This window comes from Nostoc sp. PA-18-2419 (assembly GCF_005869855.1).
In the GTDB taxonomy this organism is placed as follows: domain Bacteria; phylum Cyanobacteriota; class Cyanobacteriia; order Cyanobacteriales; family Nostocaceae; genus Nostoc.
In genome coordinates this window covers 72,879-91,357 of sequence record NZ_SZNH01000004.1, presented here as the reverse complement: position 1 = coordinate 91,357, position 18,479 = coordinate 72,879, and the positions used below count along the sequence as shown (strand labels likewise).

Below are 18,479 nucleotides of genomic sequence, written 5' to 3'. Positions count from 1 at the left end.
GCACGAACCCATGACTGGGCAAACTATCCCGGTGGCTCAACTTTGGGAACGGCTAGAAAATGATTGATCGGGCTTTGATTGAAGTTGAAGCTTCCCCAATGCCCACTCCCCATCCATAATATGCGAACATAATTAAGTTGTAGCTGACCACCTGCACAGAGGTTAAAAGTGGATACCATTGCAATCCCTGCTCTGAATCGTCCAGTAGATGCCACGGTAGAGATTCCTGGTTCTAAAAGTATTACTAATCGGGCATTACTTGTCGCTGCGTTAGCCCAAGGTGACTCTATTTTAGAAAATGCCTTATTTAGTGAAGACAGCAATTATTTTGCCAAATGTTTAGAGCAATTAGGCATCCCTATTACCCTGAATCCTGACCTGGCTCAAATTCAAGTAGCAGGAAAGGGAGGCGAAATTCCCGCGAAGCAGGCAGATTTGTTTGTTGGCTTAGCAGGTACAGCAGCAAGGTTTATTTCGGCGCTGGTAGCACTAGGTAATGGCGAATATCGCTTAGATGGCGTTCCCCGAATGCGAGAACGACCGATGGGCGACTTACTAAAGGTGCTGCAAAGTAGTGGAGTAACCGTTAACTTTCAAGGAAACCCTGATTTTATGCCTTACACCATTTACGGTGGGCAATTTTTTGGGGGACATTTTCGCTTAAAAGCTAACCAAACAAGTCAGCAACTTTCGGCTTTATTAATGATTGCGCCTTATGCTCAACAAGACACAATCATTGAAGTTGAGGGGACATTGGTTTCTCAATCTTATGTGAAAATGACTTGTCGGTTGATGGCTGATTTTGGTGTGGAAGTAAACCAAATTGGCGAAAATCAATTTCAAATTCAAGCAGGCCAGCGTTACCAGCCTCGACATTACACAATAGAACCTGATGCGTCAAATGCTTCTTACTTTTTTGCCGCCGCCGCCGTCACTGGTGGACGAGTGCGGGTTAAACATTTGACTAAACAATCTTGTCAAGGTGATATTCTTTGGCTCAACGTTTTAGAACAGATGGGTTGTCAAATTCGTGAAGGTGATGATTACACCGAAGTCACAGGTCCAGAGCAATTGCAGGGTATCGATATTGACATGAATGATATCTCAGATTTGGTGCAAACCTTAGGAGCGATCGCTCCCTTCGCCACCTCACCTGTTACCATTCGGAATGTCGAACATATTCGCTATAAAGAAACCGACCGCATTCATGCCGTAGTGACCGAATTGCGTCGCTTGGGAGTTCAAGTTGAAGAATTTGCCGATAGACTGAAGATTGAACCTAGCCCGATTACCCCAGCAGCAATTGAAACTTATCACGATCATCGCATGGCAATGGCATTTGCTGTCACAGGCTTAAAAGTTCCAGGAATTGTAATTAAAGACCCAGGTTGTACAGCGAAGACCTTTCCCGATTACTTTTCTCGATTTTTTAAAATGTTAGAACAATAAAAGGTGAATAACGATGTCTAATATTAAAGAAGAAATGCCCGTGCTGGTCCGTCATGAAGGAGATTGGGTAGGCACTTATACATTAGTTGATACAACCGGAAAAATCCTCGACAGTTACGAATCTCATTTAACTTGTCAATTCCCAGAAAACGGCGCTCATCCCTATTACCAAATCAACCGCTACAACTGGGCTGATGGCAAAAAAGAAGAATACGAATTTCCCGGAATCTATAAAGATAATAAACTTTGGTTCGACACTGATCGCATTGAAGGCAAAGCCTGGGAAGCCGACGATTCTATTGTGATTTTGTGGTTTGTTTATAAGACAAACCCAGAAATGAGTTTATATGAAATGATTTACATTAGTCCAGACAATAACAATCGTGCCCGAACTTGGCATTGGTTTAAGAACGGTCAAATTTTTCAACGCACTCTCATTCAAGAACAACGGCTAAAATAAAACAATCGAGCAGAATTCAGAATTGAGAATTTAGCTTTAATTTGGTAGGGTGCGTTATGGACGTAAGTCCTAACGCAGCGAAAATCTCAAATCGTGCGTTAGCCTACGGCATAACACACCCTAGTGCGACAATATGATTCAGGGTTGGTTTAACGATGATGATTCCCAATCCAAAATCAATCTTGAAAAGTTTTTAAAGCCTATGTCTTGCTGCCCTATGCGCGTCTAGGCAGGAAACCTCCGCTCAAACTTTTCGCAAAATCTCAAATCTAAAATAGTATCAAGTATGGCAAAAGGTGACAAAATAAACTTTTCTACTCCCAGCGGTTTCCCAGAATTTCTGCCTAGCGAAAAGCGCTTAGAATTATATCTCCTAGACACTATCCGTAGAGTTTTTGAAAGCTATGGATTTACGCCCATTGAAACCCCAGCAGTAGAACGTTTAGAAGTCTTACAAGCGAAAGGAAACCAAGGTGACAATATCATTTATGGAATCGATCCCATTTTGCCACCAAATCGCCAAGCTGAAAAAGATAAATCTAGCGAAACTGGTTCAGAAGCAAGGGCATTAAAGTTTGACCAAACAGTACCATTAGCAGCTTATATTGCTCGTCACCTCAATGAGTTAACTTTTCCCTTTGCCCGTTATCAAATGGATGTAGTTTTTCGGGGGGAACGGGCAAAAGATGGGCGTTTTCGTCAATTCCGCCAATGCGATATTGATGTAGTTGCGCGTCGCGAACTGAGCTTACTTTATGATGCTCAAATGCCTGCAATTATTACTGAAATATTTGAAGCGATTAATATCGGTGATTTTATTATCCGCATTAATAACCGCAAAGTTCTTACAGGTTTCTTTAAATCATTAGGAATTGCCGAAAACCAAATTAAATCTTGTATCAATGTTGTTGATACCCTCGAAAAAATTGGTGAAAATAAAGTCAAACAGGATTTAGAAAAAGAAGGAATTTCAGTAGAGCAAGCGGAAAAAATTATTGAATTTATTAAAATACATGGTTTAGTCGATGAAGTATTAGATAAGCTCAAACACCTGGCAAATCTTCCAGAAACCGAGCAATTTAGCCTGGGAGTTAGTGAATTAGAAACAGTAATTACAGGTGTGCGTAATCTGGGAGTTGCCGAAAATCGTTTTTGTATTGATTTATCAATTGCCCGTGGACTTGATTATTATACTGGTACAGTTTATGAAACAACTTTATTAGGACATGAAGCCTTGGGTAGCATTTGTTCTGGCGGCAGATATGAAGAATTAGTAGGGGTGTTTTTGGGTGAAAAGATGCCTGGTGTTGGCATTTCTATTGGCTTGACTCGCTTAATTAGTCGATTGCTCAAAGCAGGTATTCTCAGTACCTTAGCTGCAACACCAGCGCAAGTTATGGTAGTAAATATGCAAGATGATTTAATGCCTACTTATTTAAAAGTTTCTCAACAACTGCGTCAAGCGGGAATTAATGTTATCACTAACTTTGATAAGCGTCCTTTAGGTAAACAATTTCAGTTAGCAGACAAACAGGGAATTCAATTGTGTGTAATTATTGGTTCTGAGGAAGCCGCAGCACAAAAATCCTCTCTTAAAGATTTGAAAACAGGCGAGCAAGTAGAAGTATTATTGGCAAATTTGGCAGAAGAAGTTAAAAGCAGACTTACTTAAAAATTAGTTTATAAACCAATACGCTTCGATTAAGGTATCAAACGTGATAAATCGCCGTTTCTAYAATAATCAATCTCTTATAGAGACGGCGATTTATCGCGTCTTTATTGCGATTAATAAGTCGATTTAGCTAAAATATAAAAATCGAATTTTTTCAACATCTCTAAAAATGTAAATACCGCAGGTACTTGTAAACCATTAGATAAAATTGCAGTTGCAATTACTCGCTCAATCGGTGCAGGTAAACTGTATACCTGTACTTTTGGCGGAATGGGTACAGCTGCTAAACGAGGCATAATAGCAGCTCTCAGTCCTTGATTTACCATACTTACAACTGTGGAATCTTCTTGAATATCGGTAGCAGTACTTATGGGAATTGCTAAATTCTTGAGATGGTTGTGAACAATACGTCCACATGGTGTACAAGGAAGTAAAACTGGTGGATAGGCTGCTATGTCTTCCCAAGTAATATCTTTGCTGTTAATTTTGCTCTGTGGTGGTAGTAAAGCCAAATATTCATCCCGAAAAATTTCCCAAGTCTCAAACTCATCACTAGTTGGTAGACAGGTAATACCAATATCAGTACGTCCGTCACGCAAACATTGTTCTACATCTGTGAAAGTAGCACACTCGATAATGGTGACAGCAACTTCTGGGAATCCATCGTGAAATTGAGCGATCGCTTTTGGTAATAAATGAGTAGCAACGCTGCGAAAAGCCGCAATCCGCACATGTCCACCATGTAAACCTTTATGTAGGTTTGCTTCGTGTTGCATCATCTCTAGATGTTGCATTGCCTGACGTGCATGATCTAGTATACGCTCGCCAGCAGGTGTCAGCACTGCACCGTGACGACCTCTGGCAAATAAAGGTACACCTAATTCTTCTTCTAAGGTGGCGATCGCATGACTAATTGCAGGCTGCGAAAGCTGCAATTCTAAAGCTGCCTCACTAAAGTTACCACGTTCTGCGACTGCAACGATGGCTCGAAGTTGGGAGAGTTTCATGGGCAATTCATGAGAACAAGGGTACACGCATCCTAATTTAATTGTGACAAAAACCTGGGATTAATGATTTCTCATATCTATAAATCATATTTATAGAACCTATACAAGCCATGATTTGATTCCTGAGTGCGACGTTGCTACTGTTTTATTTGTAGAGCTTTCAAGAATAATTTTATGAACAATAGCATTAAATGCTTACAACTAAAAAAAATAAATTCTAGCACCTTATTCCCTAAAAAAGTTAACTCCAACTTTTGGGAATCTCTGCATAGTATCTGGAAAAAATTTCTCAATCAACTCTTAGCAGACCCTAAGGAATTACAAGTAACACAAAAGGTTGACCGTCACGGTAATATTTATTGGCAAGCTTACGACCCTGTAACTGGAAAATCTTTTGCTTCCGGTTCGGAAGTAGATGTGTCTATATGGATTGAACAACTTTACAGGTACTAAAAATATGACACAATTAACTTTAGTAATTGGCAATAAAAATTATTCATCTTGGTCGCTTCGTCCTTGGCTGGCGATGAAACAATTTAGTTTAGAATTCGATGAAATTCGGATTCCACTTTACGGTTCGGATTCTTCAGCAAAAACTCGGCAATACTCTCCTTCAGGAAAAGTACCTGTACTATTACACGATACGGTAACTGTGTGGGATTCTCTTGCTATTTGTGAATACCTAGCAGAAACATTTCCKATGCAATGGTGGCCAGAAGATAAAACAGCAAGAGCATTTGCCCGTTCTATCACTGCCGAAATGCATTCTGGTTTTCAAAATTTGCGTCAGAATATGCCAATGAATTGCCGGACTAAATACCCTGGCAAAGGTTTAGCATCTGGCGTACAACAAGATATTGATCGCATTACGAGTATTTGGAAAGAATCACGTCAAAAATTTGGGTCTACTGGCAATTTATTATTTGGCAATTTCACAATTGCGGATGCGTTTTTTGCTCCAGTCGTCTTACGATTTGTAGCTTATAATGTGCAATTGGATACTGTTGCTAAAAATTATGTAGCAGCTATTCTGGCATTAAGCACAATCCAAGAGTGGATAAATGCAGCAAAAAATGAAACAGAAATTCTTCCCCAATTTGAGTTGTCATGAAATAGGAAGCACAAATATTTTAAGAAAAATCAATTTTCATCTTCAAAGAAATTCCGCCAACTCGGTTGATTGTTTCGCTACCGGGGACGACTGCAAAACCTAATCTTTGATATAAAGCAAAGGCGGGATTTGTCGCTCTAATGCTGAGAGATATTGATGGATAGGATGTTTTTGCTGCTGCTAATAAATACTTGAGTAGCTGCGTTCCTATGCCTTGATTTTGATATTCAGGGAGAATTGCGATCGCTAATTCAGGAGTGCGATCGCTAATATAACCATATCCTTTATTTTCACCCGTTAATAAACGCAGCCATGCTGCTCCTACTGGCTGATTACTACTTACTAAAATAGCAACAAAGCCACTATCATCTTTATGTCCCCAATTTTTCACATATTTTGCTAAGTCAGGATGATTCATGAGATCCTGCACTGTCAAATTACCTTCTCTTTCCAAATGTGCTGCTTCGTAAAGCATTTGCCATAGAAAAGGCTCATCTTTCGCTATAAGCGAACAAATAGAATAATTCATAAATTGCTATTATACCAAGTTGTCAAAGTTAATATTATTAAAAATCAAAGCAGCTATGTAATACTAATTTGAATGGTGATTGCCATACCAAAAGCTTGCCCTGTAACTTTCTCACACTCCAAAATCAATCCCAAATTTAAAATTATAAATAGGATAACTGCTTTTGAAGTAAATATTATCTCAGTCAACTTAGTATAAATCCTGTATAAAATCCTGCTTTTGTAAAACTTAAAATAATTTACTGAGTGGAGTCGATAAACCATCAAGGCTGACGATATTTTTCTGCTGTTGATATTCTCTAACTCCCTCTTCACCTTTTTTACTAGCCCAGTTTACTAGAGTCTGGCGCTGACCTTGATATTCATAGAGTGGTACGCCAAAACCACAGGAAGTCTGTACTTCTTGGATATCGGCGACGATAATTTGACGAGTTCCAGGTATTTCTGGAAATAAAGAGTACAGTGAGTTCCAGTCTGGAGAAGTCGGTAAAATCGTCTTTCCTTGACCATAAAGACGCAGAATACAAGCAGGTTCCTTAAAGGCGCAAAACATGAAAGTAATTCGTCCATTTTCTTGTAAATGGGCGGAAGTTTCGTTACTACTGCCTGTAAGATCTACATAAGCTACTTGATTGGGAGAGAGGATGCGAAAGCAATCCAAACCTTTAGGAGACACGTTAATATGACCTGTAGGACTCAAGGGTGCAGAACCAACAAAAAAAAGGTGTTGGGCACTAATAAAGCCTTGCAGTTCCTCAGTAATACAGTCAAAAAATTTAGCCATAGACTGTCTGATTTGTGTTAGTTTCCCTTCTTCTCAGCCTATGTCCTAGCTAAGAATCTAGCAAGGCCTATTTGCCGATGTCTAATGACAAGCGGCTTATTCTGGGGAGTGGAGAGTGTGGGGATGTGGTTCAACTTCTCTACCAGACGCTCCGCCTTGCTTAAGAGTAGGGGTACGCTCACCAAGCAGGGGATGAGGAGTGGGGAGAAGTATTATTGTCTTATGTAACGACTGGCCATTTGCAAGGCGTCGGCAATATCAACATCACCATCACCGTCAGCATCTAAGAAGGAATTTAGTACAGAATTACCGCCAGTTTGGGGATTTTGACTATTGGCACCTGATTGCAAAAAATTGAGTACTAAAGGTACAGCTAAAGGGAGCAATTGTTGAATCATACCAGGAGCTAACCCAGTACGCAGGGCAGCAATTTCAGCTATCTGCTGTTGTATACCAGGAGAAAATAGCGAATCGACTGCTTGGGGGTTAGGAGAAGTACCAGCGTATTGATTCACTATAGTTTGTGCGGCTTCATTACCATCTGTGACTTGCTTGTGTTGTAAAGCCGAGCGAACTTGACTACCGACAATTGATAAAACGGATTGGATGGTAGAAGGGTCAGCACCAGTACGATCGCTCAGTTGGTTCACACTATTGATAATACTTCCTAGTTGACCTAAGCTGCCCTGTTGATTGGGATTAGTAACAGCACCGAGAATTTGATCAAAAAGTCCCATAAGTTTCTTTTTCCGTTTGTTGTGAACAAGCCTGCCAAAGCTAGCTTTAAATTCTTTGATCTCAGCGAACTTTCGTAAGTCCACCAAGAAATTTTGACACACAAGCTTTTACTTGTTGCCAATCATTATGAAAAAATCAACTTCCAAACGCTAGTATCCCAAGGTGGAAGTTAAAAGAAAATTTAGAATTTAGAATTTTCCAGTTTGACGTTAAATTGACACTAATGTACAGCTAGCTGTACGGCCTTATAACCAATTCATGTATTGCAAAGGTTTTTCTTAATGGTATTTGAGCCTCAGAAGGTGAAACTTGAGCCTCAGAAGGTGAAACTTGAGCCTCAGAAGGTGAAACTTGAGCCTCAGAAGGTCAAAAATTTATTTCCCTAACATCTCGTAGCACTATACCAATTTTTTAAAAGACGGCTACAGATAATGATGCGGTGAGGCGAAGATTAAACTGTTGCCAGATTATAGAGAACAGTGTTAGTAAAATTAATTCTAGTTTGAAAAATATTTTCAGGATGTAGAGAGACTTTTAACTTTTGATTCGCTTACTACTCTGGTAAAAAATACTGAAACTATTAAGATTAAAAGCATGTGCCTACTTCATATCTACTAACCTTTGCCAGCCATGCCTCTGTCACGTATCGTAACGCTGATTGTTGGTCTAATTGTCATTTTGGGGCTAGCTTTATGGCTAATTGATTCGCTATCACGGCTTTATTGGCAATTGTCCTATTCGCCGTTGTTAGGCAATTTGCTGCTGTTGCTGCTGATTGTGCTGATTGGAGCGTTGGTTGCCGCTTTTGTTTATTATGTATTAGTGCTTCAAGCTGGGGAAAAGCGATCGCGTCGCACTCGTTCTCGTGTGACTCCAGCCCAAATCCCAGCCGGCAAGTCTGACGCAGCTTCTACGACTCTGGAAGCTGTGCGCCAACAAGTAGCCCAAATTCAAGATGAAGTCGCACGCCAAGCTTTATTAAGCAAATCGCGGGAAATTGAAGCCAACCTAGCACGAGGTGAAATTCAAGTGGTGGTATTTGGTACCGGGAGTGCTGGTAAAACTTCCTTAGTAAATGCCATCATGGGGCGCATGGTCGGTCAGGTGGATGCACCGATGGGTACAACCCAAGTTGGGGAAACTTATTGTTTGCGGTTGAAGGGATTGGAACGCAAGATTTTAATTACGGATACGCCGGGAATTTTAGAAGCGGGTGTGGCGGGGACGGAACGGGAACAAATGGCGCGAGAACTGGCGACAGAAGCAGATTTACTGTTGTTTGTGGTGGATAATGATTTACGACGCTCGGAATATGAGCCGTTAAAGGGATTAGCAGAAATTGGTAAGCGATCGCTCTTAGTTCTCAACAAAACTGATTTATATACAGATGAAGATAAAGAAGCCATCCTCGCCAGGTTACGTCAGCGGGTGCTGGGATTTATTGCTACTAATGATGTAGTAGCGATCGCTGCTAATCCTCAATCAGCACAACTAGAAACTGGCGAAACCTTTCAGCCAGAAGCAGATATTGTTCCTTTGMTGCGGCGCATGGCTGCGATTTTACGCGCCGAAGGTGAAGATTTGGTAGCAGATAACATTCTTTTGCAATCTCTACGCTTAGGTGACGAGGCGCGAAAACTCATTGATGGCCAGCGCCGTCGTCAAGCTGACAAAATTGTAGAACGGTTTCAATGGATTGGGGCTGGCGTAGTCTCAGTGACTCCTGTACCAGTGGTAGATTTATTAGCAACCGCCGCCGTCAATGCTCAAATGGTCGTCGAAATTGGGCGAGTATATGGTTGTGAATTGAATATGGAAAGGGGACGAGAATTAGCCCTTTCTTTAGCCAAAACTATTGCCAGTTTGGGCATTGTCAAAGGCGCGATTCAATTATTATCTACAGCTTTGCAACTCAATGTTGCCACCTTTATTATTGGTAGAGCAATTCAAGGTGTTACCGCAGCTTATTTAACGCGAATTGCTGGTAAAAGCTTTATTGAATATTTTCGTCATGACCAAGATTGGGGTGATGGCGGGATGACAGAAGTTGTACAGCGACAGTTTCAAATCAATCGCAGAGATGAATTTATTAAAGCTTTTGTTCAGGAAGCGATCGCCAGAGTAGTCAAGCCGCTACAAAATAAAAGTGAGGTGATGGAGGAACAAGAGAATGTAGAAGAATCTCGCTAATTAAGTAAACGGACATAATTAAATTCAGAATACTTTGTTGCTTGTAATTGACGCTTAAGCGCCAACTACAAATTTGAAGCTATACAGTTTAAGACGCTTTTCGTTTGCGTAACCACAAACCTGCAACACCAGCAACCACTACGCCGCCAAGGAGATCGGGTTCTGGAACCGTGGCTGAATCAACATTTAGCACAAGTTTTGCAAACGTACCATCACCACTTTCCGAGAACAGATAATCGTCTGAAAGTTCAATATTACTTAGAAGCGCACCTCCGATTGAGAAAAATTTCCCACTTCTAGTGTTAATATCTGCAATAGCGTCGGAGTTAAGAGCAAAATTCAAAATCTCGTTTGAATCGCCAGAACTACTGACATTGAAAGTTCCATAGTTTTTACCGCTTCCCAAATCGTTATAAATAGCGTCATTGGGACTATTCTCTTTCTGAGAGAGTACATTATTAGGTGTTGAAACATCAAACAAACCTAAAGTCTTTACTCCACTTTCTGAACCCACAAATCGTTGAACTTGCAGGGTTGCTGAGGAGACTTGTGCTACATTATCAAGATTGAATGTAAAATAGTCACGTAAATCTGTAGCGCTGATATTTCCAGTTATGTAGTTAGTATTGTCATTAGAATTTCCTCCAATAAATCCGCCTTCAGCAGCCCACGAACCTTGGTCTGAGGCACTCACACTCAAAGTTGCTGCTTGCGCTGTACTCAGCGTTCCTAATCCAAATCCAACAACAGCAACCGTAATTGCCAATTTATAATACTTTTGCATTGGTTATTTACCTTTGACTTAAACCTGTTTACTTTAAACCCACAAAACTTTTCTCTATACTAATCATTCCTTGTTTAAGGAGGCGCTTTGTTTAATATTTAAAAGTGACTAAGCTTAGTAAACAATTTCGTGTTGACTAGCGTTTTATTAACACTGAAAACTTTGTATTAAATTAAAAAATATTGTTAACAACCTCATATATTCTACTAAAAACCTAAATTGTTAAGTATAAATACACAAAATTTATATAAATTTTACACTATTTTCATATAGCTAAGATTTATCTATTGTTCTCCCACTCCCTACTTTGCCAAAGTGAAAGTTATAGCTAAGATGTGCAGATTGATATCAGTTCATGTATTCATGAACGAACTGCGATATTGACTAGCATAAATCCCCAAATAATTGCAGAATAAATGCAATTCGTCATTATTACTACTTAGAAATGCCGACTACACTTGCTGACGCCCAAAATTTGCTTTCGGATCTGATTGCCCGTTACTCAAAGCGTGTAGATTATTTAATGATTCGCCTTGAAGAAGCAGAAGGGACTGATATCTTATTGCGTGGCGACAAGATAGAAACCCTCAGTGAAGGCATCTCGATTGGTGGACATATTCGCGCTTGCTATAAGGGTGGATGGGGCTTGAGCTGCTTTAATCAACTTTCCACAATTAAGGATCGTATAGAAGAAGCGATCGCTGCGGCGCGGATGGTTGGTGATGAAGAAACTTTACTCGCACCCATTGACCCAGTGCAAGTAGTATGCAAATTGCCCCTTGTCGGCACCGATCCTCGAAAAATTCCACTTTCGCAGAAAAAACAATTATGCGATCGCTACACGGAATTACTCAAAAGCGTTGATCGCCAGATTACCACTACCTCAGTGCGCTATGGAGACAGCGCTCAAAGAGCAATCATTGCTACCTCTGAAGGCACTTTCATCGATCAATCTTGGGTAGATATGGAAATGCGCTTTGCCGCCACCGCCAAAAATGGCGAAACTGTACAAACTGGAAGGGAAACTACTGGTTCTCGCAAAGCCTACGAAGATTTAACCCATTTGGATCGACAAGTCGAAAGTGCCGCTCAAAGAGCAGTCGCAGCTTTATCTCTGCCATCAGTTAAAGGCAATACCTACACCGTAGTCATCGATCCAGTTCTCACTGGTTTGTTTGTCCACGAAGCCTTCGGACACCTTTCTGAAGCTGATATGGCTTATGAAAACCCCGATTTGCTGGAAGTGATGACCATTGGAAGGCGGTTTGGCCCAGAAGAACTGCAAATTTTTGATGGTGCTGCTCCACAAGGACATCGTGGTAGCTATTTTTACGATGATGAAGGCACTCCTGCCACTACTACTCAATTAATTCAAGACGGAGTTTTAGTTGGACGTTTGCATTCTCGTGAAACCGCAGGCAAATTAGAGGAAACGCCTACGGGTAATGCTCGCTGTTTGAGCTATCACTTTACCCCAATTGTGCGGATGACAAATACCTGGATTGAACGGGGTAAAACACCAGTAGAAGATTTATTTATCGGTATCACAGAAGGAGTCTATGCCCGCAATTGGTTGGGTGGAATGACGAATGGGGAAATGTTTACCTTCAGTGCTGGGGAAGCATGGATGATTAGAAACGGCAAAATTGCTGAACCTGTAAGGGATGTGACACTTTCAGGAAATGTATTTCAAACTTTAGCTGATATAGAAGCAATTGGTGATGACTTTTATTGGGATGAATCTGGTGGTTGTGGTAAGGGAGGGCAAAACGGCTTATCAGTGGGTTGTGGTGGCCCAAGTCTACGAATTCGAGATGTAGTCGTTGGTGGAGAAATATAAAAATTATGAGGTGACAAAAATGGTGCGTTGCGCTGCGCTATAACGCACCCTACAAGGACAAATGACAAACACCATCACAAGAATTTTCACTTGATCCTGCAAGGATTGCTATCGGATTATATTTATTAAACTACTTGCTTGAGTAAAGCTATCCACATATCAGACGGATAGGAGTAGTAATCAATTTCCTCAATTTGATATTGATAAGATTCAGTACCTTGTCGTAAAATGATGCGATCACTAGCTTTAATCCCGTTGCCTACTCCAGTCATGTAGCCTATCGTTCCTTCATTTACTCGCTCAAATATGTAGTCACTTCCCCAAACTTGTCGGCTGTAATCGTGTATTTTCTTCTTCTTTTTTAATTCTTTGGCTGGAGAGTTAACTAAAGCCAACTTATTGAAAAAGCTTAAACTTAAGTTCATAACTATGATGCTAAAAATAAGATAAAAATATTGTTTCCAAATAATTCTTAATTATTAATTAAGTTTTTTGATAACTTAATTGCTAGCAATGCTTACTTGCCTTACATTTTGCTCAAATACTTATATTATCTCAATTTTTTCTGCCGAGCCTAATATTGATTACTTTATTTTCTGCAATCTTGAGCATTTAGTACAACACCAGAGATGATAGTGACTATTTGTTTACTAACTATTTAAATTTATAGTACTACTAACCTTAGTCTCAACTGTAAAATCACCGAATTATTAAACAACTTTGGCTCAAATATGAAGACTTTTTACTGAATTTATAAAAATTAATTTATCAAAATATTATGTCTTCAGAATGTCGTATATATGTCTTTTTTAAGATAAATATGCTTTCCCTTATAGTAAAGTTTTTAGGGCTACATCTATCTGTTTGAGTAATACTTCTAGAGTAGAAGAGTTATCTAAAACCACATCTGCACGAGCCACTTTTTTTGTCAGAGATAATTGACTATCTATGCGAGCTTGTGCTTGTTCTGTATTTAAATAGTTTCGTTGGATCAATCTTTGTAGTTGTTGTTCTTGGGAACAACATACTACCCAAATTTCTGTAACCAAATCAGTCATTCCAGCCTCAAATAAAAGAGGCACAACTAACACCAGTGTTTGTGAGGAAGATTGAGCAATTGCTTTCATAAAGCGATCGCGTACATCAGGATGAATCAAATTTTCTACCCAGTTGCGCTCATCTTGACGATTAAAGATAATTTCACCTAGCTTTTGGCGGTTGAGGCTACCATCAGCTAGTAAAATTTGTTGCCCATAACGTTGAGCGATCGCACTAAGAATAGGCGAACGTAAAGATACTGCCTCTCTAGCATAAATATCTGCATCCAAAATCGGCAGATTATAAGTGCTAGCTAAATAATTTGTGACAGTAGTTTTGCCTGTAGCAATTCCTCCGGTTAAGCCGATTATGCGTTTTGTCATTAGTCATTAGTCATTAGTCATTGGTTATTCCCCATCTCCTGGCTGGTGAGCGTACCCCTTGCTCTTAAGCAAGGCTGGGCGTAGCGTCCGGTAGAGAAGTCGAACCACATCCCCTCACTACCTCACCTAAGAACTTGTCGCCCAGATTATCAATGCTTCGGTTAAACCATCCAAAGTATATTCTTGGGCTTCAACATCTACACGTCCGAATAAGGAATGACAAGTTTTAGAGGTTTGAGGCCCAATAGAGGCAATAGAAACACCATCTAAGAATTCACTAGTATGAAAGTTACTCTCAAATATGTTGTTAGTAAGTTGGTAGAAAAATTGTACAGTTTTAGAACTGGCAAAAGTGATTACATCTATCTTGCGGTTTTGGAGAGCTAATTTGGCCGCAGCTGGGATACTACTGGGACAACAAGATTGATATGCGGCAACTTCTATTACCTCAGCTCGTTTGGCAGTTAATTCTTTAACCAAAACTTCTCTGCCGCCGCTTTCAACTCTGGGAAATAAAACCTTTTTACTATATAATTCTTCAGGGAAATTTTCTACTAAAGAATCGGCAACAAAGTTGGGGGGAATAAAATCTGGTTGTAGAGAATATTGTTTGAGACTTTGGGCTGTTTTTTCACCAACAACAGCAATTTTCACGCCAGCCAAAGCACGGATATCTTTACCTTGGGCAATTAGTCTTGTAAAAAAGTAGTCTACCCCATTGCAAGAAGTGAGAATTAACCAGTCAAAGTCAGATAAAGTAGTGATCGCATGATCTAAATCTTCCCAACTTGAAGGCGGGCAAATTTCTAAGGTAGGCATTTCGATGACAGTTGCGCCTAAGGCCATGAGGCGATGGCTAAATTGATTCGACTGTCCGACTGAACGTGTTACCAAAATTGTTTTACCAGTGAGGGGAGATGAGGGAGAGGGGGGAAGGTTGGTTGACATAGGTTGGCGTGTGGGAGTACTGGCGTGCTTTTCTCTATATATATTCTCAGGTTGCAAGTACTTGCACAGCCCAACAACTTCGCCAATCACAATTACTGCTGGAGAAAGGGATAATCCGGTGACTTGTTGAGAAATATTGCCCAGTTGTGCTGTCCAAATTTGTTGCTTAGGAGTTCCTGCCCAACGGATGATGGCTATGGGTGTTAAATGCGATCGCCCATATCGCAACAGCTGATGTACAATTTCCGGTAGATGTTGCCCTCCCATCAAAATTACTAGTGTCTCTAACCGCGATAGCGCCTCCCAGTCTAAAGCCTCTGGTTCGTGAGCTGTAAATACTGCAAAACAACGGCTTAAAACCGGATCTGTGAGCGGAATTCCTGCCAATAACGGTGCTGCAAGGGCTGAAGAAATTCCTGGTACGAGTTCAAAATCACAACCAGATGCTTTCAGGGCTTCAATTTCTGAAGTGCAGCGCCCAAAAATCAAAGGATCGCCTGATTTGAGGCGTACAACTTGTTTCCCTTGTTGGCAATACTTTATTAGTAACTTGTTAATTTCTACTTGGCTTGTACTGGCTTTACCACCGCGTTTGCCAACATCTAATTTCAAGCAATTAGGTGGTACACACTCCAATAATTGAGTATCTACCAAAGCATCATAGATTAAGACCTCAGCAATAGCCAAGAGATTGTAAGCTTTTACGGTTAAGTATGCAACATCTCCAGGCCCAGCACCTACTAGGTAGACTTTGCCTCTGTCATTTGTCATTTGTCACAAAAGATATAGAAGTATAAGAGTAGGGGAAAAATCATAATTTTTAACTATTAACTCGTAACTTCTTTTTTTAATTCGTTTGCGTATTAATTTTTTGAATAAGCTGATCGATTCGCTCAACCATCTCATTGTTCTCCTCGGCTTGGAATAATTCTCTGGCTTTTTTGAAATTGACGATCGCTTCTTCTATTTGTTGTTCTCTTCCCAGAGTGATGGCTAAATTATAGTAAGCGTATGCATAATCGGGTACGAGGCTAATGGCTTTTTTGTAATGGGCGATCGCTTCTTGAGGCTTACCTCGATCGTCCATCGCATTCCCTAAACCAGTGTAAGCTTGTGCGTGTTTGGGATTGAGGCGAATGGCTTCGGTATAGTCGGCGACTGCTTCGGCTAACTTGCCTTGAGCATAGAAAGCACTTGCTAAATTATAGTGAGCATCTGCATCTTGGGAATCGATGCTAATGGCTTGTTGATACTGGGGGATGGCTTCTTCTAGTTTGCCTTGGGCATAAAAAACATTTCCCAAGGCATTATAACTTGCACTATTTTTGGGTTCGAGACGAATCGCTGTTGTATACTCTGCAATTGCTTCTGGCGGCTTTCCTAGAGCATAGAAGGCGTTCCCTAAGTAATAGTGAGCTTCTGCGTCTTGGGGATCGAGGTTAATAGCTTGTTTGTATTCGGCGATGGCTTGTGGAAAATTGCTTTGAACATAGAAAGAATTTCCTAAGTAATAGTGAGCTTTGGCAGATTTAGGATCGAGGCTGATGGCTTTTTGATATTGGGCGATCGCTTCTTGTGGTTTACCTAGTTCGTTGAGAGTATTTCCCAAACCAATATAAGCTTGAATAAACTTTGGTTCTAGTTCAATTGCTTTGCGAAAAGCCGCCTCTGCTCCTTTGAAATCTCCTTGTTTGTAGAGATTGGTTCCTTGCTCAAAGTTAGTAATTGCCTTTTTGTTCTCAGGAACTGCGGCTTGGGGTGAGTTTTCGAATTTTGCTAAAACAAGGCCAACATCTTTACCAAAAGCAGCATTCGCACCGCTCAAACACCAGCAGATAATGGCTGTAGCTAGTATATTATTTATTTTCAGCATTTTTATTACTCGACTGGAATTATTCAGAACTTAGGAATCATAAGTCAGAATGAATTGAAGCACGACTGGGTAATAGCAAGTCCGCAAGCATCTAAGTATTGCTTTAAAATCTTGCCTATTATGTATGGGCAAAAAACTATCTATTAAATACTAATATTATAAAACTTTCTCCTTTCATGGGTAAATAATTCTAAATTCTGAATTTCGACTCCTTATTATCATGATTTTGCATTCATCTTATCCAGAAGTTTAGCGATTTTTGCAGCTTTTTCCGGTTGGCGTTGTTTTTGCAATAATTCTTTAGCTTGTAGGAGATTATTTTTCGCTTCATCTCGTCTGTCTTGTTGCATGAAAACATTTGCTAGACGCAGGTAAGCATCAGGGTTTTTTGGGCTGCGGCGAATTACCTCACAAAATAATTCTTTTGCCTCCTCTACTCGGTTTTGCCGATTTAAAACATCTCCCAGAAATAAACGCACCATATCGTTTGTTGAATTGAGAGAAATAACTTTGCGAAAAGCTGCTTCTGCACCTTTGTAATCTTCTGATTGAGCCAGATTGATTCCTTTTTGAAATAAATCTGAGGTAATCAAAGTTTTCCAAGCGAAATATCCCAAGATTACCAAACTGAAAGCAACTATGCCGCCAGCAATAATAGAATTAATTGGCAAGGTTTCTAACATTGTCTAAGCCAAAAGACAGGCGATAGGGAAAATCAGATATTCGATAAAAAAGAGTTTCCAGATAAATTGATAAAACTGAGCGATCGCACTTTTCTCTTCTAAGTCTACCGTTAAACTCCGCAACCACATCCAAACGAGCAATCCTAAATGAGTAACTACTACAAATATAGGGTTAACCGAGGCGAGGTGTAGCACACTAACTACAATTATGCCCAAATAGCAGACAGTTATCGTCCAAAGAGCGAGATTAAACACAGCTTTAGCGCCGAGTTCGATAGTGAAAGTAGAGATATTGTAAAGGCGATCACCTTCCATATCTGGGATATCTTTAAAAATGGCGATCGCAAACGTAAACACCAAAATAAATAACGTCAACGCCCACACCGTAGGTACAATAGCTTGGCTTTGCTGCAATGACCAACTGTAATGTAAATACAATCCCAAATTCACAATCGTACCGCGCACCGAAAAAATACACAGCGCTGCCCAAACAGGAAATTGCTTCAAACGAATTGGCGGTAAAGAATAAGCAGTACCAATCGTTAAACTAATTGCCACCATCCCAAACAAAAAGGGCCCGGTTAGCCACGCCACAATTAGGGCCAAAATGCCAGTACAAGCAACAATTAATTGCCCAGTTTTATGAGAAAATTCCCCAGAAGCTAAGGGTAAATGAGGCTTATTAATCTTGTCAATTTCAACATCCTCTAATTGATTCAGCCCCACAATATAGACATTCCCACACAAACAAGAAATCCACGCCCCCAACAGAGATAGCAGGGAACTTGTAGAGAGGCGATTTATCGCCTCTCCACTAACCGCAATCGCAATTAAATACAAACCCAGCACACTCAGACTTGTACCAATAATCGTGTGCGGGCGAGAGAATTTCCAGAAAGCATATAACCAATCAAAAGAAAATGGAACGGGTTTGCTTGACAAAGAACTGTTTTGAGAATGGCTCATGAGTAGCTTGGATTCACTATTCCGG

General features: G+C 40.3%; 19 protein-coding genes. 7 read left to right on the top strand and 12 right to left on the bottom strand.

Translation table 11 applies throughout. The features are described 5' to 3' along the window. Window positions 1–23: 23 nt before the first annotated feature. Window positions 24–179 carry a hypothetical protein gene (locus FCR06_RS32430; protein WP_189523335.1) on the bottom strand — a complete coding sequence of 52 codons (156 nt, stop codon included), beginning with the start codon at window positions 177–179 and terminating at the stop codon, window positions 24–26. On the opposite strand from FCR06_RS32430, the gene aroA reads away from it, so the two are divergent. From aroA to hisS, 3 genes are all read left to right on the top strand, one after another. Continuing rightward, window positions 169–1,449 (top strand): 3-phosphoshikimate 1-carboxyvinyltransferase, encoded by a 1,281-nt coding sequence (gene aroA / locus FCR06_RS05985; protein ID WP_138497934.1) that lies wholly within the window; start codon window positions 169–171, stop codon window positions 1,447–1,449. The two genes, FCR06_RS32430 and aroA, sit on opposite strands and share 11 nt — an antisense overlap. Before the next feature lie 13 nt (window positions 1,450–1,462). Then, window positions 1,463–1,909 (top strand): DUF3598 family protein, encoded by a 447-nt coding sequence (locus FCR06_RS05980; protein WP_138497933.1) that lies wholly within the window; start codon window positions 1,463–1,465, stop codon window positions 1,907–1,909. Between the two features lie 286 nt (window positions 1,910–2,195). Then, window positions 2,196–3,581 (top strand): histidine--tRNA ligase, encoded by a 1,386-nt coding sequence (gene hisS / locus FCR06_RS05975; protein WP_138497932.1) that lies wholly within the window; start codon window positions 2,196–2,198, stop codon window positions 3,579–3,581. A gap of 113 nt (window positions 3,582–3,694) precedes the next feature. On the opposite strand, the gene FCR06_RS05970 is transcribed toward hisS, so the two are convergent. Then, on the bottom strand, window positions 3,695–4,588 hold the full coding sequence (locus FCR06_RS05970) for a LysR family transcriptional regulator (RefSeq protein WP_138497931.1): 894 nt from the start codon (window positions 4,586–4,588) through the stop codon (window positions 3,695–3,697). Window positions 4,589–4,762: 174 nt separating this feature from the next. On the opposite strand from FCR06_RS05970, the gene FCR06_RS05965 reads away from it, so the two are divergent. Next, on the top strand, window positions 4,763–5,041 hold the full coding sequence (locus tag FCR06_RS05965) for a hypothetical protein (RefSeq protein WP_223280043.1): 279 nt from the start codon (window positions 4,763–4,765) through the stop codon (window positions 5,039–5,041). Window positions 5,042–5,045: 4 nt separating this feature from the next. Continuing rightward, window positions 5,046–5,699: a glutathione S-transferase family protein gene (locus tag FCR06_RS05960; protein WP_138497930.1), complete on the top strand. Its 654-nt coding sequence runs from the start codon at window positions 5,046–5,048 to the stop codon at window positions 5,697–5,699. A gap of 19 nt (window positions 5,700–5,718) precedes the next feature. Here FCR06_RS05960 and FCR06_RS05955 read toward each other — a convergent pair whose 3' ends face one another. The 3 genes from FCR06_RS05955 to FCR06_RS05945 all read right to left on the bottom strand — a co-directional run bounded on the left by FCR06_RS05955 (window position 5,719) and on the right by FCR06_RS05945 (window position 7,748). Further along, the gene (locus tag FCR06_RS05955) at window positions 5,719–6,228 is read right to left on the bottom strand and encodes a GNAT family N-acetyltransferase (protein WP_138497929.1); all 510 of its coding nucleotides are present in this window, start codon (window positions 6,226–6,228) and stop codon (window positions 5,719–5,721) included. A gap of 228 nt (window positions 6,229–6,456) precedes the next feature. Next, window positions 6,457–7,011 carry a pyridoxamine 5'-phosphate oxidase family protein gene (locus FCR06_RS05950; RefSeq protein ID WP_138497928.1) on the bottom strand — a complete coding sequence of 185 codons (555 nt, stop codon included), beginning with the start codon at window positions 7,009–7,011 and terminating at the stop codon, window positions 6,457–6,459. Between the two features lie 212 nt (window positions 7,012–7,223). After that, window positions 7,224–7,748 carry a DUF937 domain-containing protein gene (locus FCR06_RS05945; protein ID WP_138497927.1) on the bottom strand — a complete coding sequence of 175 codons (525 nt, stop codon included), beginning with the start codon at window positions 7,746–7,748 and terminating at the stop codon, window positions 7,224–7,226. Window positions 7,749–8,379: 631 nt separating this feature from the next. Between FCR06_RS05945 and FCR06_RS05940 the strand changes: the two genes are divergently transcribed. Continuing rightward, window positions 8,380–9,939, top strand: a complete 1,560-nt coding sequence (locus FCR06_RS05940) for a YcjF family protein (RefSeq protein ID WP_138497926.1) — start codon at window positions 8,380–8,382, stop codon at window positions 9,937–9,939. Window positions 9,940–10,027: 88 nt separating this feature from the next. Here FCR06_RS05940 and FCR06_RS05935 read toward each other — a convergent pair whose 3' ends face one another. Continuing rightward, window positions 10,028–10,723 carry a hypothetical protein gene (locus FCR06_RS05935; protein WP_138497925.1) on the bottom strand — a complete coding sequence of 232 codons (696 nt, stop codon included), beginning with the start codon at window positions 10,721–10,723 and terminating at the stop codon, window positions 10,028–10,030. A gap of 445 nt (window positions 10,724–11,168) precedes the next feature. Between FCR06_RS05935 and FCR06_RS05930 the strand changes: the two genes are divergently transcribed. After that, window positions 11,169–12,563 carry a TldD/PmbA family protein gene (locus FCR06_RS05930; protein WP_138497924.1) on the top strand — a complete coding sequence of 465 codons (1,395 nt, stop codon included), beginning with the start codon at window positions 11,169–11,171 and terminating at the stop codon, window positions 12,561–12,563. A gap of 125 nt (window positions 12,564–12,688) precedes the next feature. Here the strand turns inward: FCR06_RS05930 and FCR06_RS05925 are convergent, their stop codons facing one another. The 6 genes from FCR06_RS05925 to FCR06_RS05900 form a co-directional block, all read right to left on the bottom strand. Further along, window positions 12,689–12,988, bottom strand: a complete 300-nt coding sequence (locus FCR06_RS05925; protein ID WP_138497923.1) for a hypothetical protein — start codon at window positions 12,986–12,988, stop codon at window positions 12,689–12,691. Window positions 12,989–13,393: 405 nt separating this feature from the next. Continuing rightward, entirely contained in the window at window positions 13,394–13,984 is a 591-nt protein-coding gene (gene coaE, locus FCR06_RS05920; protein ID WP_138497922.1) for a dephospho-CoA kinase, read from the bottom strand. A gap of 126 nt (window positions 13,985–14,110) precedes the next feature. Further along, entirely contained in the window at window positions 14,111–15,703 is a 1,593-nt protein-coding gene (gene cobA, locus FCR06_RS05915; RefSeq protein WP_138497921.1) for a uroporphyrinogen-III C-methyltransferase, read from the bottom strand. Window positions 15,704–15,779: 76 nt separating this feature from the next. Then, a complete protein-coding gene (locus FCR06_RS05910) occupies window positions 15,780–16,805 on the bottom strand; it encodes a tetratricopeptide repeat protein (protein WP_138497920.1) in 1,026 nt (341 codons plus the stop codon). A 218-nt stretch (window positions 16,806–17,023) separates the two neighbouring features. Beyond that, the gene (locus FCR06_RS05905) at window positions 17,024–17,488 is read right to left on the bottom strand and encodes a tetratricopeptide repeat protein (RefSeq protein ID WP_138497919.1); all 465 of its coding nucleotides are present in this window, start codon (window positions 17,486–17,488) and stop codon (window positions 17,024–17,026) included. Window positions 17,489–17,491: 3 nt separating this feature from the next. Further along, window positions 17,492–18,454: a homogentisate phytyltransferase gene (locus FCR06_RS05900; protein WP_138497918.1), complete on the bottom strand. Its 963-nt coding sequence runs from the start codon at window positions 18,452–18,454 to the stop codon at window positions 17,492–17,494. Window positions 18,455–18,479 lie beyond the last annotated feature (25 nt).